Source organism: Arthrobacter sp. zg-Y895 (assembly GCF_020731025.1).
GTDB lineage: Bacteria > Actinomycetota > Actinomycetes > Actinomycetales > Micrococcaceae > Arthrobacter_B.
In genome coordinates, this window is record NZ_JAJFZY010000003.1 from 626,361 (window position 1) to 646,067 (window position 19,707).

The 19,707-nt window shown below is 65.9% G+C and carries 16 protein-coding genes, 1 pseudogene and 1 riboswitch; of the genes and pseudogenes, 3 read left to right on the forward strand and 14 right to left on the reverse strand.

What is annotated here, in order from left to right; genetic code table 11:
- Nucleotides 1-1,848, reverse strand: a complete 1,848-nt coding sequence (locus tag LJ760_RS04690) for an L-lactate permease (RefSeq protein ID WP_227919935.1) — start codon at nt 1,846-1,848, stop codon at nt 1-3.
- 196 nt (nt 1,849-2,044) lie between these two features.
- Entirely contained in the window at nt 2,045-3,799 is a 1,755-nt protein-coding gene (gene ctaD, locus LJ760_RS04695) for an aa3-type cytochrome oxidase subunit I (protein WP_227919937.1), read from the reverse strand.
- Between the two features lie 184 nt (nt 3,800-3,983).
- Here ctaD and LJ760_RS04700 point away from each other — a divergent pair, with 184 nt between their 5' ends.
- A complete protein-coding gene (locus tag LJ760_RS04700; protein ID WP_227919939.1) occupies nt 3,984-4,760 on the forward strand; it encodes an SDR family oxidoreductase in 777 nt (258 codons plus the stop codon).
- Nucleotides 4,761-4,770: 10 nt separating this feature from the next.
- Here LJ760_RS04700 and LJ760_RS04705 read toward each other — a convergent pair.
- The 7 genes and pseudogenes from LJ760_RS04705 to gcvP form a co-directional block, all read right to left on the reverse strand.
- Nucleotides 4,771-5,193 (reverse strand): annotated as a pseudogene (locus LJ760_RS04705) (ChaB family protein).
- Nucleotides 5,194-5,335: 142 nt separating this feature from the next.
- Nucleotides 5,336-6,910, reverse strand: a complete 1,575-nt coding sequence (locus LJ760_RS04710; protein WP_227919943.1) for an alanine/glycine:cation symporter family protein — start codon at nt 6,908-6,910, stop codon at nt 5,336-5,338.
- Nucleotides 6,911-7,016: 106 nt separating this feature from the next.
- Nucleotides 7,017-8,432 (reverse strand): L-serine ammonia-lyase, encoded by a 1,416-nt coding sequence (locus tag LJ760_RS04715; protein WP_227919946.1) that lies wholly within the window; start codon nt 8,430-8,432, stop codon nt 7,017-7,019.
- Between the two features lie 11 nt (nt 8,433-8,443).
- Entirely contained in the window at nt 8,444-9,751 is a 1,308-nt protein-coding gene (gene glyA / locus LJ760_RS04720; RefSeq protein ID WP_227919950.1) for a serine hydroxymethyltransferase, read from the reverse strand.
- Entirely contained in the window at nt 9,748-10,125 is a 378-nt protein-coding gene (gcvH, locus tag LJ760_RS04725) for a glycine cleavage system protein GcvH (protein ID WP_227919961.1), read from the reverse strand. Before gcvH ends, glyA begins: the two co-directional genes overlap by 4 nt.
- Nucleotides 10,126-10,378: 253 nt before the next feature.
- Nucleotides 10,379-11,509, reverse strand: a complete 1,131-nt coding sequence (gene gcvT, locus LJ760_RS04730; RefSeq protein ID WP_227919963.1) for a glycine cleavage system aminomethyltransferase GcvT — start codon at nt 11,507-11,509, stop codon at nt 10,379-10,381.
- A gap of 12 nt (nt 11,510-11,521) precedes the next feature.
- Nucleotides 11,522-14,371: an aminomethyl-transferring glycine dehydrogenase gene (gene gcvP, locus LJ760_RS04735; RefSeq protein ID WP_227919965.1), complete on the reverse strand. Its 2,850-nt coding sequence runs from the start codon at nt 14,369-14,371 to the stop codon at nt 11,522-11,524.
- 148 nt (nt 14,372-14,519) lie between these two features.
- Nucleotides 14,520-14,625: riboswitch (glycine riboswitch) on the reverse strand.
- A 291-nt stretch (nt 14,626-14,916) separates the two neighbouring features.
- Here gcvP and cycA point away from each other — a divergent pair.
- Nucleotides 14,917-16,407, forward strand: coding sequence for a D-serine/D-alanine/glycine transporter (cycA, locus tag LJ760_RS04740; protein ID WP_227919972.1), 1,491 nt, complete (start codon nt 14,917-14,919; stop codon nt 16,405-16,407).
- Between the two features lie 7 nt (nt 16,408-16,414).
- Here cycA and LJ760_RS04745 read toward each other — a convergent pair whose 3' ends face one another.
- Genes LJ760_RS04745 through LJ760_RS04765 form a run of 5 tightly spaced genes read right to left on the reverse strand, consistent with a single transcriptional unit; the run spans nt 16,415 to nt 18,861 of the window.
- Nucleotides 16,415-17,044: an alkaline shock response membrane anchor protein AmaP gene (locus tag LJ760_RS04745; RefSeq protein WP_227919975.1), complete on the reverse strand. Its 630-nt coding sequence runs from the start codon at nt 17,042-17,044 to the stop codon at nt 16,415-16,417.
- A gap of 31 nt (nt 17,045-17,075) precedes the next feature.
- Nucleotides 17,076-17,690: a DUF6286 domain-containing protein gene (locus LJ760_RS04750; RefSeq protein WP_227919979.1), complete on the reverse strand. Its 615-nt coding sequence runs from the start codon at nt 17,688-17,690 to the stop codon at nt 17,076-17,078.
- The gene (locus LJ760_RS04755; RefSeq protein WP_227919985.1) at nt 17,687-18,094 is read right to left on the reverse strand and encodes an Asp23/Gls24 family envelope stress response protein; all 408 of its coding nucleotides are present in this window, start codon (nt 18,092-18,094) and stop codon (nt 17,687-17,689) included. Before LJ760_RS04755 ends, LJ760_RS04750 begins: the two co-directional genes overlap by 4 nt.
- Nucleotides 18,091-18,270: a hypothetical protein gene (locus LJ760_RS04760; protein ID WP_227919989.1), complete on the reverse strand. Its 180-nt coding sequence runs from the start codon at nt 18,268-18,270 to the stop codon at nt 18,091-18,093. The genes LJ760_RS04755 and LJ760_RS04760 overlap by 4 nt, the downstream gene beginning before the upstream one ends.
- Nucleotides 18,271-18,300: 30 nt before the next feature.
- Nucleotides 18,301-18,861 (reverse strand): Asp23/Gls24 family envelope stress response protein, encoded by a 561-nt coding sequence (locus LJ760_RS04765; RefSeq protein ID WP_227919993.1) that lies wholly within the window; start codon nt 18,859-18,861, stop codon nt 18,301-18,303.
- 201 nt (nt 18,862-19,062) lie between these two features.
- On the opposite strand from LJ760_RS04765, the gene LJ760_RS04770 reads away from it, so the two are divergent.
- The gene (locus LJ760_RS04770) at nt 19,063-19,704 is read left to right on the forward strand and encodes an RNA polymerase sigma factor (RefSeq protein WP_227919997.1); all 642 of its coding nucleotides are present in this window, start codon (nt 19,063-19,065) and stop codon (nt 19,702-19,704) included.
- Nucleotides 19,705-19,707: the final 3 nt, after the last annotated feature.

Below are 19,707 nucleotides of genomic sequence, written 5' to 3' on the forward strand. Positions count from 1 at the left end.
TCAGGGGACCATCCAGCCAAGAATCGAGGTGGACTGCAGCCAGATCAGCACGGTGATGAACGCCAGCAGGCCAAGGCTCCAGCCGATGAGTTTGCGCAGCAGTGTTCCTTCCGCCCCTTCCAGGCCCACTGCGGCCGAGGCGATGGCCAGGTTCTGCAGCGAAAGCATCTTGCCCATAACGCCTGCGGAGGAGTTGGCTGCGGCCATGAGCGTGGGCGACAGCCCGGTTTCGTTGGCAGCGGCTACCTGCAGGGCGCCGAACAGGGAGTTCGAGGAGGTGTCGGAGCCGGTAAGGGCCACGCCGATCCAGCCCAGCAGCGGGGAAAGCAGTGCGAAGAAGCTTCCCGCGGAGGCCAGGGCGACCCCGAGGGTGGTGGTCTGGCCGGACAGGTTCATCACGAAGGACAGGGCCAGCACGGCGCAGACGGTCAGGATGGTCCAGCGCAGCTGCTTCAGGGTTTCTCCGTAGACGCGTAGGCCGCGGCCCGCCGCGATCCGGTACAGCACCATGGTGATGATGCCGGAGAAAAGCAGCAGGGTGCCGGTAGCCCGGATGTGGTCAAAACGCAGGGTCTGGGCAGCCACCGGTTCGCCGTTGTTTCCGGTGACGTCGAGTCCCGGCCACAGGAACGTGGTGCTGCCGATGCTCATCAGCCACGTCTTGACCACGGGAATCTGGGCAATGGAGAACACCACGATGATCACCAGATAAGGTGCGATGGCCATCCAGACGTCGTGCCCGGACGGCCTGCCGGTGGAGGAGGTGGTGCCGCTGGCGGCCCGGTCTCCCTCCCCGCCGTCTCCTACCCGGCCGCCGTCGACTCCCGCACCCACGGCGGTTGCTCCCCCGGCAGTGGCTCCGGCGCCGGTTCCGGATCCGGCCCCGGGTGCGGACCCGGGTGCGGACCCGCGGCCCGATCCGGTGAGGGTGTCCGTTCCAACGGATTCCGTCTCGGAAACCGACGCGGTTTCCCCTGCCTTCTCGGCCTCGCGGGTTTCACCGGTCATGCCGATGATCTCGGACGGCTGCCAGACTCGGAGCATCAGGAGTACGGCCACTACCGTCACGACGGCGGCAACGACGTCGGTCAGTTCCACGATGAAGAAGTTGGAGGCCGCGAACTGTGCCAGTCCGAAGGCCGCTCCGGCGACGAGCGCCACCGGCCAGGTCTGCCGCAGACCGCGTTTCCCGTCCACCAGGAAGACCAGGATCAGCGGAACCACCAGCGCAATGAAGGGCGTCTGCCGTCCGGTCATGGAGGACAGCTCCTGCAGCGGGATGCCCGTGACGCCGTTCAGCGCGATGATCGGTGCCGCCATGGCGCCGAAGGCCACCGGAGCCGTGTTCGCCAGCAGGGCGACCATGGCGGATTTCAGCGGCTTCATGCCTGCGGCCATCAGCATGGCAGCCGCGATGGCTACCGGCGCTCCGAAGCCGGCCAGGGATTCCAGCAGGGCGCCGAAGCAGAAGGCAATCAGGATGGACAGGATACGCAGATCGTCGGAAATGGAGCGGATGGTGCGTCCCAGGACCTCAAACCACGGCGTTGCCACGGTCAGCTTGTAGATCCACAGGGCGTTGATCAGGATCCAGAGGATGGGGAAGATGGCGTAGAAGGCGCCAAGCCCCGTGGCTGAAAGAACCTGACCCACCGGCATCCTCCAGCCCACGATGGCAAGGATGATGGACAGTGCCAGGCTGATCAGTGCCGCCTGGTAAGCCTTCAGCCGGAACACGCCCAGCAGGACAAACAGAATCAGCAGCGGCAGGGCGGCCAGGATGGCGGACAGGGGCAGGGAACCGGCAATCGGGTCGAGGGGCTGTTGGAACGCAGCAGCAATCGTCACAAAAACTCCTTTGTTTTTGTTTCCACATCCACGGTGATGATGCGTTGACCCTAGGCCCGCCCCTTGGCAGGGTCAACGGTTGGCGACCACCCGGAACAAAATCGGCTCAGCCAAACCGAAGGGCCGTAAACACAATCGCCGCCGCGGTTCCCAGCCGGTAAAGGCCGGAAACCGCGGCGGCGGCCGCAGTGGTTACTTATTGCCGCGGATCGGGATTACGCGGCTGCTCGCTGCCCATATCCGCAGCACCGAACAGTTTTTCCGCCGGCGAATTCGTGTCGGAGTTCGCGCGCGCCATCAGCTCGGGATGGTGGAGGTCCAGCGCGGGCCGTTCCGAGCGGATCTTCGGCAGCGAGGTGAAGTTGTGCCGCGGCGGCGGGCAGGAAGTGGCCCACTCGAGCGATCCGCCGAAGCCCCACGGATCATCCACCTCGACCTTCTTGCCGTGCCGCCAGGTGGCGTAGACATTCCAGAAGAAGGGAATCATGGACAGCGCCAGGATGCCCGAACCGATGGTGGAGAGCTGGTTCATTCCGGTGAAGTTGTCCTCCACCAGGTAGTCGGCGTACCGCCGGGGCATCCCCAGCACACCCAGCCAATGCTGGATCAGGAACGTGGTGTGGAAACCCAGGAAAAGCAGCCAGAAGTGGATTTTGCCGAGTCGTTCGTTCAGCATCTTCCCAGTGAATTTGGGCCACCAGAAATAAAATCCGGCAAACATTGCGAAGACCACGGTCCCGAACACCACGTAGTGGAAGTGCGCCACCACGAAGTACGTGTCCGAAACATGGAAGTCCAGCGGCGGAGAGGACAGGATGATGCCGGTCAGGCCGCCGAAGAGGAACGTGATCAGGAAGCCGATGCTCCAGAGCATGGGGGTCTCGAACGTTATGGACCCCCGCCACAGGGTGCCGATCCAGTTGAAGAACTTCACCCCGGTGGGCACCGCGATCAGCATGGTCATGAAGGAGAAGAACGGCAGCATAACGGCGCCGGTCACGTACATGTGGTGCGCCCAGACCGTCATCGACAGGGCGGCGATGGCAATCGTGGCAAACACCAGGCCCTTGTAGCCGAAAATGGATTTTCGACTGAAGACCGGGAAGATTTCGGACACGATGCCGAAGAACGGCAGGGCGATGATGTAGACCTCGGGATGGCCGAAGAACCAGAACAGGTGCTGCCACAGGATGGAGCCGCCGCGTTCCGGGTTGAAGATGTCCGCACCGAAGCGCCGGTCCGCGCCCAGGGCGAACAGTGCTGCGGCCAGGGGCGGGAACGCCATCAGCACCAGGATCGCCGTAACCAGGGTGTTCCAGGTGAAGATCGGCATGCGCCACATGGTCATGCCCGGAGCCCGCAGGCAGATGATGGTGGTGACAAAGTTGACCGAACCCAGGATGGTGCCGAAGCCGGATAACGCCAGGCCGAAGACCCACAGGTCACCGCCGAGGCCGGGGCTGAACGCAACGTTGGACAGCGGCGTATAGGCGGTCCAGCCGAAGGACGCGGTGCCCTGCGGGGTGATGAACCCGGACAGTGCAATCAGCGAGCCAAACAGGAAGAACCAGAACGCGAGGGCGTTCAGGCGCGGGAACGCGACATCGGGCGCCCCGATCTGCAGCGGCATGATCACGTTCGCGAAGCCGGCGAAAAGCGGGGTGGCGAACATCAGCAGCATGGCGGTGCCGTGCATGGTGAAGAGCTGGTTGTACTGCTCCCGTGTCTGCAGGATCTGCATTCCCGGCTCAAAGAGTTCGGCACGGATGAGCAGTGCCATCACACCGGCCAGCGAGAAGAAGACGAAGGACGCGATCAGGTACATAAACCCGATGGTTTTGTGGTCGGTGGAGGTGATCCAGTTGACGACGATCCGCCCCCTGGACACCGGCACCACCCGGGGTGCTACAAAAGTTCCGTCCGGTTCCGCGGTGTATTTCACTGTCGACATGGAACTTTCCCGATCCGCCGAAGGGTACTGCCCTGCCAGGAACACGAGACTGTGCTTGGTATCGTATGGCGGCGGCGGACGGCCCGCCAGCCCCTTGGGAGAATCAGTAGGCCTGGGCACACGATGCGGCAGTTCCGTTCCGGAACCGGTGCCGCCCGGAGGAAGGGCAAGGCACAATGCAATGATGGACAACCAGACCCGTTCGACCGAAACACTTCCGCCCCGGACCGCGGTTATTACCGGGGCAGGTTCGGGGATCGGCCGTGCCACGGCCCGGGCTTTCCTGTCCGCCGGCTTCCAGGTGGTGCTGGCCGGACGCCGGGAGGCGGAGCTGCAGGAAACCGCCGCCGGATTCGAAGCGGCACTCGTGGTGCCCGCGGACATTACGGTGCCCGACGACGTCGAGCGGCTTTTCGCCGCGGCCGTCGGCGCATTCGGGCGGGTGGACGTGTTGTTCAACAATGCCGGGACGTTCGGCCCCACAGGCAGCATTGACGAGCTGAGCATCGAGGACTGGAACCGGACCCTCGCGGTCAACGTCACCGGCACCATGCTGTGTACCGCTGCGGCCGTGCGGCATATGAAGGCCCAGTCCCCGCAGGGCGGCCGGATCATTAACAACGGCTCGGTTTCGGCGCACACGCCCCGTCCGCTTTCGGCGGCGTATACCGCGACGAAGCACGCGGTCACCGGCCTGACCAAAGCCATAGACCTGGACGGGCGCCCCTTCGGCATCACCTGCGGGCAGATCGACATCGGCAACGCCGCCACCGACCTGCTTGCGGGGATCAGCGGCGGGCAGGGCGCGCTGCAGGCCAACGGCACCCGGGCTGAGGAACCCTCGTTCCCTGCGGAGGAGGCCGCTGCCGCCGTGCTGTTTATGGCCTCCGCCCCGGCGTCGGCCAATGTCCGCTCGCTGTTGGTCACCGCGGCCGGGATGCCTTTCGGCGGCCGCGGCTAGGGCCCCCTCGCTAACTTTCCCGGGCCTTCCGGGTCTGCTTCTCGCTGGCCTTCTGCAGCGCCTCCACCAGCTCGTCCTTGGTCATCTTCGAGCGGCCGGGAATGTCCAGCCGGGACGCTAGGTCGTACAAGTGGTCTTTGGACGCGTTGGCGTCCACTCCCCCGGCCGTGTCCTTGGCCGAAGTGCGCCCTTCGGCGGCCCGGGCATCGGAGGGTCCCTTCCGCTCCTTTTACTCCCAGTGGTCGCCCACTTTTTCGTGGGTGTGCTTAAGGGAGGCGTACGCCGTCCGGGCGGCCCGCTCCCCGTCGCCGTATTCCTCCACCGCTGAATCGTAGGTCTTGGCGAAGGTGTCCTGGGCCTTGGAATCCGAGCGCTGCAGGGTCGAAGGCAGTTCGCTCTTCACTGCGTGGTCGTTCTTGCCGGTCTTAGGCATTCCCATCCCTGTCCGTAGTTTTCCCTTACGGTCTACCACCCTTCGCGGCACGGGCTCAACCAAAAACTCCCCCGCCGCTTCCGGGCGATACCCGGAAGCGGCGGAGGAGTTTGGCGGCAAGGGAACGTGCCCGACGCGCGGGTTAGGCAGTGGCGGCGGCGGCCTCGATGTCGTCGTCGTCAATGCCCAGCATCTCCAGCTTTCCGCTCTTGCGGTCTGCCAGGTACTGCTTCATTTCCTTCTTGATCACGGGCAGCAGCAGGTACACGCCGAGCAGGTTCACGAACGCGCAGACAAAGAGGGCGGCGTCAGCGAAGCTGATGACCTGGCTGAAGGACAGGACGCAGCCGGCCACGGTGAAGAGCAGGAAGATGACCTTGTAGGTGATTTCCCGGCGCTTACCGCGGCCGAAGAGGTATTCCCAGGACTTCAGGCCGTAGTAGGACCAGGTGATCAGGGTGGAGTAGGCGAAGAGCGCCACGGCAATGGACAGCACGATCGGGAACCACGGCAGGACGGTGGCGAAGGCGTCGGAGGTGAGGATGACGCCGTCGGGCGCGTCGCCTCCGGCCTGGACCTGGTCGATCCCTGCCTGCAGGCTGGGGGTGGAGGCCATGATGATGGCCAAGGCCGTCATGGTGCAGATGAGCACGGTGTCCACCAGCGGTTCGAAGAGCGCCACGAAGCCTTCGCTGACCGGCCGGCGGGTCTTGACCGCGGAGTGCGCGATGGCTGCGGAGCCAACGCCCGCCTCATTCGAGAAGGACGCCCGCTGGAAGCCGACGATCATCACGCCGATGATGCCGCCGGCGAAGCCCTCGGGACGGAAGGCGCCCTCGATGATGGCGCCGAAGGCTGCCGGTACGTTCTCGAAGTTGACGATGATGACGAACAGGCAGGCCACGATGTAGACGCCGGCCATGGCGGGCACCAGCTTGGAGGTGGTGGCGCCGATCGACTTGATGCCGCCGAGGATCACCACGGCCACCAGGACTGCCAGGACCAGGCCGAAGATCAGGGCCGCTCCCGCACTGCCGAGGATGCCGTCCTCGCCGCCGGTGACGTTCTGGATCTGCGCGAAGGTCTGGTTGGCCTGGAACATGTTGCCGCCGGCAATGCCGAAGATCAGGATCGCTACCGCAAAGATTCCGGTGAGGATCTTCGCGGGCCAATGGCCCAGGCGCCGGAAGGCCACCGGCAGGTACTTGAACGGACCGCCGCTGATGGAGCCGTCTTCGTGGACTTCGCGGTACTTCACGCCGAGCGTGCATTCCGCGAACTTCGAGGCCATGCCGAGCAGTCCGGCGAGGATCATCCAGAAGGTCGCGCCGGGGCCGCCCAGGGCCATGGCCGCACCGACGCCGGCAATGTTGCCCAGGCCGACGGTGCCCGAGAGAGCGGAGGTGAGGGCCTGGAAGTGCGGGACCTCGCCCGGATCATCCTTTGAGGAGAATTTGCCGCGGACCACCTGGATGGCCACCTTCAGTCCGCGGAACTGGATGAAGCCGAAGTAGAACGTAAAGACGATGCCGGCGATGATCAGCCAGGCAACGACTGCGGGGAAGCTGAAGTCGCCGATGGTGATCGGGAAGAACACGATCCCGGAGAACACAGCTGTAATCGGTTCGAAAAAGGAGTTGACGGCGGCGTCAATGGTGCCGAGCAACCCCACGTCCTCCGATGCCGGTGCCATGGAAACTGCCCGTGCTGCGTTCATTGGTTCGAACCCCTGTTTCAAGTAAGCGTGCTGTCGAATGCGACAACATAGCCTTGCTTAAGCCAGTGGTATTGCACAAATCACTTGCTGTACGTGAGACGGGGCGTCAGCACTCCACCACATTGACGGCCAGTCCGCCGAGTGCGGTTTCCTTGTACTTCGAGCTCATGTCGCGGCCGGTTTCCCGCATGGTCACAATGACCTCATCCAGCGAGACCCGGTGTTCGCCGTCGCCCCAAAGCGCCATTTTCGCGGCGTTGACAGCCTTCGCGGCACCGATGGCGTTCCGCTCGATGCAGGGCACCTGCACCAGCCCCCCGATCGGATCGCAGGTCAGGCCGAGGTTGTGTTCCATGGCGATTTCAGCGGCGTTTTCCACCTGTTCCGGGGTGCCACCCAGGATTTCGGCCAACCCGGCAGCGGCCATGGACGACGCCGATCCCACCTCACCCTGGCAGCCCACCTCGGCGCCGGAAATGGAGGCCTGCTCCTTGTAGAGCACCCCCACGGCAGCGGCGGCGAGCAGGAAGCGGACCACGACGTCGTCGCGCTGCTCGGGAGTGGCGTTCTCCATGCCGGGGCCGTAGTGGGTGGCGTAGAACATCACTGCGGGGATGATGCCCGCCGCACCGTTGGTGGGCGCGGTGACCACCCGTCCACCGGACGCGTTTTCCTCGTTCACGGCCAGCGCCACCAGGTTCACCCATTCCTGCCAGAATTTCGGGTCCCGGTTTGGATCCTCGGCACGCAGCCGGGTGTGCCAGGCCGGCGCCCGACGGCGGACCTTCAGCCCGCCGGGCAGCAGGCCGGTGCGGCGGATGGCGGAGTCCTTGCACTCCTCCATCACGTCGCGGATGTGCAGCAGGCCGGAGCGGATCTCCGCTTCGGTACGGGAGACCTTTTCGTTGGCCAGCATCACTTCGCTGATGCTCAGTCCGGTGCCGGTGCAGTGCTGCAGCAGTCCGACGGCGGTGCGGAAGGGGTACGGCAGGTCGGATTTGCTGGCCTCGAGTTCCAGGGCATCCGCCCGCTCTTCACCCTCGCGGACGATGAAGCCGCCGCCCACGGAGAAGAAAGTGGCCTCGTGCAGTGCGGAACCGTCGGCGGCCAGGGCGGCGAATTTCATGCCGTTGGTGTGCCGCGGCAGGACCGTCAGCGGGTGCAGCACGATGTCCGCCTCGCCGTATTCCAGCGGGCAGGCCACTGCACCGGGAACCTGCGCGCACAGCTGCAGTTTCCGGGTCGCCTCAATGTCGGCCAGCCGCTGCTCCACCTGTTCGGGCAGGATGAGTTCGGGGGCGAAGCCCTCCAGCCCCAGCAGCACTGCAGTCATGGTGCCGTGGCCCCGGCCGGTCGCCGCGAGGGAGCCGTACAAATCCACCCTCAGGCCGGCGACGTCGGCCAGGCTGCCGGCGTCGACCAGCTCCGCCGCGAACACGGCAGCGGCACGCATCGGGCCCACCGTGTGGGAGCTCGATGGGCCGATGCCCACGGTAAACAGGTCAAAAACGCCGACAGCCAAGGTAGTGCTTCCTAACGGTTTGCCGCAGCGGGGGCAGCGGCGAGATCCGCCACCTCCGGGTACAGCGGATGGGCCTGCGCGAGAGCGGTAACGCGTTCGCGCAGCGGTGCCAGATCGGTGTCCTCACCGGCGATGAGAGCCTTGGCAATAATGTCCGCGACTTCCCGGAATGCGTCTTCACCGAAGCCGCGGGTGGCCAGGGCGGGGGTGCCGATCCGCAGGCCCGAGGTCACCATGGGCGGCCGCGGATCGAACGGTACGGCGTTGCGGTTCACGGTGATGTCGATCTGGGCGAGCCGGTCTTCGGCTTCCTGGCCGTTGAGGGCCGCGTTGCGCAGGTCCACGAGCACCAGGTGCACGTCCGTTCCGCCGGAGACCACGGAGATGCCGGCGGCAGCGACGTCGTCGGCCAGCAGGCGTTCGGCAAGGATCCGGGCGCCGGCGAGCGTGCGCTCCTGCCGCTCTTTGAACTCGGGGGTGGCTGCAATCTTGAAAGCGGTCGCCTTGCCGGCAATCACGTGTTCCAGCGGACCGCCCTGCTGACCCGGGAACACTGCAGAGTTGATCTTCTTGGCAATGTCGGCGTCGTTGGACAGGATGATGCCGCCGCGGGGACCGGCAAGGGTCTTGTGCGTGGTGGTGGTGACCACGTGGGCGTGGGGCACGGGGCTGGGGTGCAGTCCCGCGGCCACCAGACCGGCGAAGTGGGCCATGTCCACCATCAGGAAAGCACCCACCTCGTCCGCGATGCGGCGGAATTCGGCGAAGTCCAGCTGGCGGGCGTAGGCGGACCAGCCGGCGACGATCAGCTTGGGCTGGTGTTCCTTGGCAAGGGCCTCCACCTCGGCCATGTCCACGCGGTGGTCCTCTTCGGACACGTTGTAGGGCACCACGTTGTAGAGCCGGCCGGAGAAGTTGATCTTCATGCCGTGGGTCAGGTGCCCGCCGTGCGCCAGGGACAGGCCCAGGATGGTGTCTCCGGGCCGGATCAGGGCGTGCATGACGGAGGCATTGGCCTGCGCGCCGGAGTGCGGCTGCACGTTGGCGAAGCCCGCACCGAAGAGGGACTTGGCGCGGTCGATGGCCAACTGCTCAATGACGTCCACGAATTCGCAGCCGCCGTAGTAGCGCCGTCCCGGGTAGCCTTCGGCGTACTTGTTGGTCAGCACCGACCCCTGGGCTTCCATGACGGAAACGGCAGTGTGGTTCTCGGAGGCGATCATCTCCAGGCCCTGCTGCTGCCGGCGGAGCTCGTTGTCGATCTGCGCTGCGACCTCGGGGTCAACTACCGCGAGGGAGTCATTGAGGTAATCGCTCACAGGTCGCCGCCGTTCTTCTCCGCGTATTCCTCGGCGCTTAGCAGTGCGCCTTCACTCGTGGCGTTCACGGTAAACAGCCAGCCGGCGCCGTACGGGTCCTCGTTCAGCAGGGCCGGATTGTCGATGGCCTCCTGGTTGATCTCCACGATTTCACCGGAAACCGGAGCGTAGAGGTCCGAGACGGACTTCGTGGACTCAACCTCGCCGCAGGTTTCGCCGGCGGTCACCGTGTCGCCGACGGCGGGAAGGTCAACATAAACGACATCGCCGAGGGCGTCTGCGGCGACGGCTGAAATGCCGACGCGGACGGGGCTCGAGGAGTCGACCCACTCGTGCTCGGCGGAATAACGGAGTCCTGCGTTTACTTTGCTCATCTTGGGCCTCTCGAAAAGTTGATCGTGTCTGGTTCAAAGTCTAGGTTCCGAGTGCCCGCGGGGCGGCATTCGCCGCCCCTTAGACACCTCGCTCGTTCCTCGCTCGGCGATGCGGGCTACACAGAATGCCCCGCGTCCGACTCGTTGGACTCGCCTTGCACGCACTCACGTCCCACTACTGCCGGTCGCTCGCGCTACGTTGCCTCACGACGGCAGCTCGCGCCGCCGTCACAAGAATCTTTTGTCTTTGGCGCTACTGCTTGCTGCGCTTATAGAAAGGAAGCTCGACAACCGTGAAGGATTCGGGTTTGCCACGGAGGTCGACGTTAAGTTCCGTGCCGGGTTGTGTGTAGGCCTCATCCACATAGGCGAGGGCGATAGGGAAGCCGAGGGTCGGGCTGGGAGCGCCGGAGGTGACTTCACCGATAACCGTTTCGCCGTCACTGCTGAGAACCGGGTAGTGGCTGCGCGCCGAACGCCGGCCGGAGCCCTTGAGACCCACGAGGCGGCGGGCAGGTCCGGCGGCCTTACGGGTTTCGAGCGCGGAACGGCCCACAAAGTTCCCCTCCTTGGAGAGGGCGACGACGGGTCCCAGGCCAGCGGCGTACGGGTCCGTGTCCAGCGTGAGTTCGTTGCCGTAGAGCGGCATCCCGGCTTCCAGGCGGAGCGAATCGCGGCAGGCCAGGCCCGCCGGAATCAGCCCCCGGCCCTCACCGGCAGCCAGCAGCGCAGACCAGAGGTCCGCGGCGTCGTCGTTGGGGACGTAGATCTCGAACCCGTCTTCGCCGGTGTACCCGGTGCGGGCCACGAGCAGGTCCAAGGTCCGCTCCCCCGCCCGGATGCCCACCGTAGCCGCGGCGTAGTACTTCATCCCGGTAACGGTCTCAGCCTGTTCGGCGGGGACCAGGTCCAGCAGGATGGCTTCGGCAACGGGGCCCTGCACGGCAACCAGTGAGGTTTCCGCCGAGACATTGTTCACCGCGACGTCGAAGCCCTCGGCGCGGGACGCCAGTTCGGCGGCGACGGTGTCGGCGTTGCCCGCGTTGGGGACCACCAGGTAGGAATCGTCCGCGAGCCGGTAGCTGATCAGGTCATCGATGATCCCGCCGTCATTGTTGGTGATCAGCGAATACTTGGCGCGTCCCACCTTCACTGCGGAGAGTTTGCCGACCAGGGCGTAGTCCAGGAACGCCCCGGCGTCGGGCCCGGACACCTCCACTTCACCCATGTGGGAGAGGTCGAACAGCCCGGCTGCGCTGCGCACTGCCTTATGTTCGGCCAATTCGGAGCTGTATTTGAGGGGCATCTGCCAGCCGCCGAAGTCGGTGAAGGAAGCGCCCAGCTGTTTGTGCGCCTCGTAGAGCGCCGTGTACTTCTCAGTCATGGAATGTTCCTTCTAGTTTTCGAAGTCTTCGATGGGCGGGCAGGAGCAGATCAGGTTCCGGTCCCCTGCGGCGCCGTCAATCCGGCCTACCGGCGGGAAGTACTTGTCCATGCGCAGGCTGCGCAGCGGGAAAGCGGCCTGTTCGCGCGGGTAGGCGCGGTCCCATTCGTTGGCTGCAACGACGACGGCGGTGTGCGGGGCATTGCGCAGCGGGCTGCCCTCGAGGGTGAAGTCCCCGGCCGCCACCTGGTCGATCTCGGCGCGGATGGCGATCATCGCATCGATGAAGCGGTCCATCTCGCCCAGGTCCTCGGACTCGGTGGGTTCCACCATCAGGGTGCCGGCCACCGGGAAGGACAGCGTGGGGGCATGGAAGCCGTAGTCCACCAGGCGCTTGGCCACGTCCTCGGCGGTCACGCCGGTTTTGGCGGTCAGTTCACGCAGGTCCAGGATGCACTCGTGCGCCACGAGTCCGCCCTTGCCCGTGTAGAGCACGGGGTAGTACTCGTTCAGCCGGGCGGCCACGTAGTTCGCCGCGAGCAGGGCGTGCTTGGTGGCGCTGGTCAGTCCTTCGCCGCCCATCAGGCTGACGTACGCCCAGGAGATGGGCAGCACGCCGGCGGAACCGAAGCGGGACGCGGAGACGGGAATGTCCTCGCCGCCGGTCCAGGTGGCGGCGTCGCCGGGCATGAAGGGCGCGAGGTGCGCCTTGGCTGCCACGGGGCCGACGCCGGGGCCGCCGCCGCCGTGCGGGATGCAGAAGGTCTTGTGCAGGTTCAGGTGGGACACGTCGCCGCCGAACTCGCCCGGCTGTGCCAGGCCGACCAGCGCGTTGAGGTTGGCGCCGTCAATGTAGACCTGGCCGCCGGCCTCGTGGACCGCTTCGCAGACGTCGCGGACGTCGTCGTCGAACACGCCGTGGGTGGAGGGGTAGGTGATCATGATGGCGGCGAGGTTTTCGCGGTTCGCATCGATCTTGGCGCGCAGGTCCGCGTGGTCGATGGCGCCGTCGTCGGCCGTGGCCACCACCACCACCTTCATGCCGGCCAGCACGGCGGAGGCGGCGTTGGTGCCGTGTGCCGAGGCGGGGATGAGGCAGACGGTGCGCTGTTCGTCGCCGCGGGAGTGGTGGTAGCCGCGGATGGCAAGCAGTCCGGCCAGTTCGCCCTGCGAGCCGGCGTTGGGCTGGATGGAAACCGTGTCATACCCGGTGATGACCGCGAGCTTCTCTTCCAGGTCCGCGATCAGTTCGCGCCAGCCCTCGGTCTGGGAGTCCGGAGCGAACGGGTGGATGGAGGCGAACTCCGGCCACGTCATGGCCTGCATTTCCGCGGTGGCGTTGAGCTTCATGGTGCAGGAGCCCAGCGGAATCATGGTGCGGTCCAGGGCCAGGTCGCGGTCCGAGAGGCGGCGCAGGTAACGCAGCATCTGGGTTTCGGAGCGGTAGGAAGAGAACACCGGGTGCGTCATGAACTCTGAGGTGCGCAGCAGCCCCGCCGGCAGGTCGAAGCCGTCCGCCGCTTCCACGGAGGCGGCACCGAAGGCTGCGGCGACGTCTGCGATCACGGCCGGCGTCGTCGTTTCGTCGGCGGAGATACCCACGGTGTCCGCATCGATCCGGCGCAGGTTGATGCCCTTCGCCTCCGCGGCGGCGATAACCTCCGCAGCACGGCCGGGAACGCGGGCAGTAACGGTGTCGAAGAAGGACTCGTGCAGCAGTTCGACGCCGGCGGCCTTCAGGGCGGTAGCCAGCGTCCGGGCGGAGTCGTGGGCGCGGCGGGCAATCGCGGTGAGGCCTTCGGGGCCGTGGTAGACGGCGTACATGGAGGCCACGATGGCCAGCAATGCCTGCGCGGTGCAGATATTCGAGGTCGCCTTTTCGCGGCGGATGTGCTGCTCGCGGGTCTGCAGCGCCAGGCGGTAGGCGGGGGTGCCGGCGGAATCCTTGGAGACGCCCACCAGGCGGCCGGGCAGGGAACGTTCCAGGCCCTTGCGCACGGCCATGTAGGCGGCGTGCGGGCCGCCGTAGAACAGCGGAACGCCGAAGCGCTGCACGGAGCCGACGGCAATGTCCGCGTCCTGCTCGCCGGGAGGAGTGATGAGGGTCAGGGCCAGCAGGTCCGCGGCCACGGTGACGAGCGCGCCGCGGTCCTTCGCTTCAGCGATCACGCCGGCAGAGTCGCGGACCACGCCGGAGGCGCCGGGCTGCTGGAGCACGACGCCGGCCAGCTCACCTTCGGGCAGGCCGTTGGCGAGGTCGGCAACAATGACGTCGAAGGCAAGCGCCTTGGCCCGGCCCTTCACCACGGCGATGGTCTGCGGGAAGAGCTCCGAGTCCAGCACGATGGCGCCGTTGCTGTGGGCCTTGTTGGACCGGCGCATCAGCAGCACGGCCTCGGCCACGGCAGTGGCTTCGTCCAGCAGGGACGCGTTGGCGATGGGCAGTGCGGTGAGGTCCTGGACCATGGTCTGGAAGTTCAGGAGGGCTTCGAGCCGGCCCTGGGAGATTTCGGGCTGGTAGGGGGTGTAGGCGGTGTACCAGGCCGGATCCTCCACCACGTTGCGCAGGATCACCGGAGGGGTGTGGGTGCCGTAGTAGCCCTGGCCGATCATCTGGACGGCCGTCTTGTTCTTCCCGGCAATCCTCCGCAGGGCTGCGAGGGTTTCCTCTTCGCTCTTCGCCGGATCCAGGACCAACGGGAAGTTCTGCCGGATCGCGGCGGGGACGGCCATGTCCACCAGACCGTCAAGGGAGTCGTAGCCGACAGCCTTGAGCATGGTTTCAACGGCGTCGGCACGGGCACCGATGTGCCGGTCCACAAACGCGGCGGCAAGAGTAGAGGAGGACGGTTCTACAGGCATGTGAGGCTCCAGGAAAGGCAGACGGGGGTACGTCGACGGCGACGGCTCCTCCCCGCTCTGTATTGGACCTGAGAGATTCCGCGGGTGTACTTCCGCTTGCACCGTCGGTGAGTTTCCGGCACGGCCGGGAACTGCTTTCCAGAGTTGCCTCGCTGTGGCGGTACGGGGGCCTGAGAGATTCCCGGGGAGGGTTTGCTCCTACGGCGCCCGCCGATGCTGATGCGCATCCGGCGGGACTCTCCCGCCACGGCTGATAAAGGCATGTTCAGTTGTGAATGCTGATGTGACACGGCCAACTTTAGCCTGCTCCCGGCACCGCCTCAACCCTCTGACACGCCCGGGCGCGTGGTCCCGGCTTCCGTCCGGGAAGGCTCCCAACCCCCGTGTGACCTGCAACGTCACAGCTGCCTGAATTTGACGGGGCCTGTTAACGGCTTCCAAACTGAAATGTCGGCGGCAGCGCCAACATCCAGGGTTGCCTCATCGGGCGGCATAGGCGATTACGGCGGATGAGCTGCCGGCGGGTGCCTAAAAGAGAGATTTCAATGTCTGAGCACATAACCCGCCCACCAAGCGACAGCCCTGTTTCCGCGCCGCAAAACAGGGCGGAAGAACCCCACCTCGCCCGTTCCCTGTCCAGCCGGCACATCCAGCTGCTGGCTATCGGCGGGGCCATCGGCACCGGGTTGTTCATGGGGTCAGGCAAGACCATCTCCGCGGCCGGCCCGTCAGTGATCTTCGTCTACGCGATCATCGGCTTCATGCTCTTCTTCGTGATGCGGGCCATGGGCGAACTGCTGCTCTCCAACCTTCGTTACAAGTCCTTCACCGATTTCTCCGCGGACCTGCTGGGCCCCTGGGCAGGCTTCTTCACCGGCTGGACCTACTGGTTCTGCTGGGTGGTCACCGGCATTGCAGACGTGGTGGCAATTGCCCACTACGTCACCTTCTGGTGGGGCAACGCTCCCCTGTGGATACCTGCCCTGGCCTGCATCCTGCTCCTGCTGGCCTTGAACCTGCCGACCGTCAAGGCGTTCGGTGAAACCGAATTCTGGTTTGCGCTGGTCAAGATCGTCGCCATCCTGACGCTCATCGTAGTTGGACTGGTCATGATCCTTACCGGCTTCACGCACGGCGAGGGGGTTACCGCCGGCTTCGGCAACCTCTGGGAACACGGCGGCTTCTTCCCCACCGGGCCGATGGGCTTTGTTGCCGGCTTCCAGATCGCGGTGTTCGCGTTTGTCGGCATTGAACTGGTGGGTACCACCGCGGCGGAAACCAAGGATCCGGAAAAGAACCTGCCCCGGGCCGTGAACTCCATTCCGATCCGTATCCTGCTCTTCTACGTAGGCGCCCTGACCGTCCTGATGGCCGTCATCCCTTGGGACGAATTCAGCGCCGACGAAAGCCCGTTCGTCGGTATGTTCACCTTGGCCGGACTTGGCACCGCCGCGGCCATCGTGAACTTCGTAGTGCTGACATCCGCGGCATCTTCAGCGAATTCCGGGATATATTCCACTTCGCGTATGGTTTTCGGCCTGGCGCAGGACGGCGACGCTCCCCGCCAGTTCGGCCGCCTCTCCCGGCGGAAGGTGCCCCAGAACGCCCTGTTCTTCTCCTGCACCTTCCTGCTCGCCGGCGTCGCCCTGCTGTACGCGGGTGAATCCGTCAGCGCGGCATTCACCTTGGTGAGCACCATTTCGGCCCTGTGCTTTATGTTCGTCTGGTCCATCATCCTGATCAGCTACCTGGTGTACCGCAAGCGCCGGCCGCAGCTGCATGAGGCGTCGAAGTTTCCGATGCCCGGCGGCGTCGTGATGGCCTACCTCGTGCTGGCGTTCTTCGCGTTTATCCTGTGGACGCTCACCACCCAGGCAGACACGCTGCAGGCGCTCCTCGTGACGCCCGCGTGGTTCGTCCTGCTGGGCATTGTCTATGCCGTCCTGCGGCGGACCCCCGTGCACCAGGCACGGGTGGCTGCACACCACGACGACGTCGCCCGCGAGCGCGCGGCGCTCACCGCCGCGAAGCCATAAGCGGCGCCTAGTACACCACCGTTCCCCGGGAGCTGACCGTTGCGCCGCCTCCCGGGGCACCGGCTTTGCTGCTGGCGTCTATCTCCAGTCCGAAGGTATTCAGCGGCACCTCCAGGGCCGAGACCAGATGCGGCACCACTTCCTGCTGGATCCGGGCGATCACGCCCTGCACGTCGGCATCGGAATTCACCGTCACCTTCATGGCTAGGTCCGGCTCGTCCGCAGTGCCGCGCAGGCGGACGGTTGAGCCCACCACTCCGGGCAGCTGTTCCGTTTCATTACTGACGGCGGAGGCCAGCACCTGCGGATCACACACGGTGACGCCGTGCGCCGGGTCTTCCTGCAGCCGGAACGTCCCCGCCGGCCGGGACCGGGGAATCTGCGCCAGAAGCCACCACAGCCCCAGGATGCCCAGGATCACCCCGGCCAGCAGCATGCCCCAGGGCACGTACTCCCCCGCGAGGAACCCCTGGCCGTCAGATTCGGACAGCACCCGGTCCGAACGGCCCGGGCTGCCGCCGATGAGGCGATCGAGCGTTCCGCTGGCGATAAGTGCTGCCAGCACTCCGGCAGCAAGGAAAAGGACCCCGAGGATAATCAGCCAGGTCCGGTTGGCTCTTCCTGAATGGTGCCTCATTGCCCCTGCCTTCCTGTCCTGGTTCCGGCTGTCAGTCCCGCGTGCGGATGGTTGCCGTGACTTCCGGCACCGGATCCAGTCCGGTGGCGGCCAGGCGGGAGCGTACCCCGTCCACCACCCAGTGCTGCAAATCGGTGGTGCCGTGCAGCGCCGTCCTCACGTCCAGATGGACCTTGCGCGAGGACGCCGTCGCGGAGGCGGAGGCCACCCCGTCAATGTGGTCGCAGGTGGATGCCGCCAACCGCGCGACTGCGCGCCGGCTCATCACCACGGTTTCCCCGCCCCGGACCGACGGAACGCCGCCCGATTCCCCCGCTCCGGGCAGCCCCGGCATATTCACCGGCTTGGCCCGCAGCGGCAGTGCGGAGAAGTCTCCGGGGACCATTCCGCACAGCAGCAGGATCAACCCGATTAGGAGCAGCACTACGGTGCCCGTCCAGCCCCGGGTGCTGTCCCACCCGGTCTCGGAGAGCCAACGCAGCGGTTCCGTCACGAAGGCCGGCCAACTCTCCTGAAGAAGGCGGGCGACGGCGGCCCAGACCAGGCCCACACCAAGCGCCAGCATCACGATGGCGGAAATTGCTGCGGGAACGGAGCGGCTGGGCCTGCGCCGCATGGACACCGGCGGCGGGATCTTCGCGTTCATTGCAGTTTCCTTCGACCACGCGTATCCCGCTGCGGCGGCTTCAGCCAGGCAACCGTAATGTCCACCTGCCGCACCTGGACTCCGGTCAGCTCGGTGACCCGCTCCGTGATCCGGCGGCGCAGTTGTTCGGTGGCCTGGCGCAGCGGCATCGGATACGGCAACCCCACAGTGACCTTGAGGCTGGCGACGTTTCCGGCCAACTCCACGCTGGCATCCGGCCGTGCGGAAAGATCCGCGCGGCTGCCGATACCGAGGAATCCTCCGGAGCTTCCGCCGGCAAACGTTTCATCCCGGGCTACCTGGCTGGCCGTTTTCTCCAGCACCCGCCGGGCCAGGACGGTTTCGCCGCGGTCATCGGCATCCCGCCCCGAATGCAGCGACGGCAGTGCCGAGGGAATGCTCATCGGCTTGACGCTTTACCGAGCATTCCCGCCACGTCCACCTTCCCATCCGCCACCAACCCCACCAGCAGCCCGATCAGGCCGAACAGCAGCGTAATGAGGAAGGCCAGCCAACCGCCGAAGGCCAGCACGATTCCCAGCACCAGCCCGATTAACAGACACCACCGCGTTGCGGACATGGAGTCCTCCTTTTGGTTGTTGTACGGCCCTTACTCCAGGCTCTTGGACTGGCTGGAAGGCTGCTGGTCGTCCTGGTCCTCGTTCTCATCCGGCAGGTGGACATCGGTGACATTCACGTTCACCTCCAGCACTTCCAGGCCGGTGGCGTTTTCCACAGACCGGATGACGTTGCGCCGGATGCCCTGGCTCACCTCCACCACGGAAAAGCCGTACTCCACCACGATGCTGACGTCGATCGCGGCCTGGCGTTCACCCTTTTCCACCGTGACGCCGTTGCTGACGTTGGTCTGTGAACCCGGGATCCTCTCGGTCATGGAGCTGAAGGCCCGCCGGGCGGCATTGCCCATGGCATGCACGCCCGGCACCTCGCGGGTGGCCATGCCGGCCAGCTTCTGCACCACGGTTTCCTCGATGGTGGTGTCGCCCCGGGGTGTGTGCAGCGGTCCGGTCCGGCGCTCGGCGTCAGTCGACGGCGAGGCAGAGGAGCTGCCCTGCCCCTGGGGAGAACCCTGTCCGGTCTGCATACTCTGGGCACCCTGGGGATGGGCCGTAGCGGACGTTGCCCCCGCTGTCTTTGATGGATCTGCCATGGGAATCATCTCCTGCGTTCATTGCGGATGCACCGCGCGCGTCCCTTACAGAGTTAATGACGCGCGAAGGCCCGAATCGTCACGGCAGAACCGGGACTTCAACCGTCTTTCGCCCTGCCCGTCCTGCGGTTATTCCGTCATGGCCCCCGTTCTGGGACAATCGACCCACGTCCGGCCGCTGCCGGACGGGACAGGGACACCATGGCGGGATCCGAGCTGCCGCAGGCGGCGCATAACGGCGGGAGATCCCCGCGCACCGGGCCAGGGAACCGGCATCCGGACGAGGCCGCCCTGGTCGCCCTGGCCCGCGGAGGAGACCTGCCCGCCTTCGAGTATCTGGTGGCCATTTACCAGCGCAGGTTGTTCCGCCTCGCCTACCGCATGCTTCGGGACCGCGGTGATGCCGAGGACGTCGTGCAGGACACGCTGACGGCCGGCTGGCGGATGCTCCCGACCTTGAACCGGGAGGAAGCCTTCGGCGGCTGGGTCTACCGGACGGCAACCAACCGCTGCCTGGACGTGCTTCGGCACCGCACCTCCCACCCGCAGGACCTGCCGGGCGCCGATCCGCTGGCTGACGCTGCCGCGGTTGCCACCGCCCGCGACCCGGACCGGGAAGCGGATCCGCACCGGACGGCGGAGGTGGCGGCAGAATTGGAGGCGCTTCGGCGGGCCCTCTCCCTGCTTCCTGCGGATCAGCGGGCCTGCTGGCTCCTGCGTGAAATCCATGGACAGAGCTATGCGGAGATCGGCGCTGCGCTGAGCATCAGCCCGCAGGCCGTGCGCGGACGGTTGTTCCGGGCCCGCGAACACCTATCAGCAGCCATGACGCCCTGGCGGTAATCC

Excerpts from the sequence above, each read along its gene's own strand:
- LJ760_RS04745 (WP_227919975.1), bottom strand. The coding sequence starts at position 17,044 with ATGAGGCACCATTCAGGAAGAGCCAACCGGACCTGGCTGATTATCCTC.
- LJ760_RS04765 (WP_227919993.1), bottom strand. The coding sequence starts at position 18,861 with ATGGCAGATCCATCAAAGACAGCGGGGGCAACGTCCGCTACGGCCCAT.
- LJ760_RS04770 (WP_227919997.1), top strand. The coding sequence starts at position 19,063 with ATGGCGGGATCCGAGCTGCCGCAGGCGGCGCATAACGGCGGGAGATCC.
- ctaD (WP_227919937.1), bottom strand. The coding sequence starts at position 3,799 with ATGTCGACAGTGAAATACACCGCGGAACCGGACGGAACTTTTGTAGCA.
- gcvP (WP_227919965.1), bottom strand. The coding sequence starts at position 14,371 with ATGCCTGTAGAACCGTCCTCCTCTACTCTTGCCGCCGCGTTTGTGGAC.
- gcvT (WP_227919963.1), bottom strand. The coding sequence starts at position 11,509 with ATGACTGAGAAGTACACGGCGCTCTACGAGGCGCACAAACAGCTGGGC.
- LJ760_RS04750 (WP_227919979.1), bottom strand. The coding sequence starts at position 17,690 with ATGAACGCGAAGATCCCGCCGCCGGTGTCCATGCGGCGCAGGCCCAGC.
- gcvH (WP_227919961.1), bottom strand. The coding sequence starts at position 10,125 with ATGAGCAAAGTAAACGCAGGACTCCGTTATTCCGCCGAGCACGAGTGG.
- LJ760_RS04710 (WP_227919943.1), bottom strand. The coding sequence starts at position 6,910 with ATGAACGCAGCACGGGCAGTTTCCATGGCACCGGCATCGGAGGACGTG.
- cycA (WP_227919972.1), top strand. The coding sequence starts at position 14,917 with ATGTCTGAGCACATAACCCGCCCACCAAGCGACAGCCCTGTTTCCGCG.
- LJ760_RS04760 (WP_227919989.1), bottom strand. The coding sequence starts at position 18,270 with ATGTCCGCAACGCGGTGGTGTCTGTTAATCGGGCTGGTGCTGGGAATC.
- LJ760_RS04755 (WP_227919985.1), bottom strand. The coding sequence starts at position 18,094 with ATGAGCATTCCCTCGGCACTGCCGTCGCTGCATTCGGGGCGGGATGCC.
- LJ760_RS04700 (WP_227919939.1), top strand. The coding sequence starts at position 3,984 with ATGGACAACCAGACCCGTTCGACCGAAACACTTCCGCCCCGGACCGCG.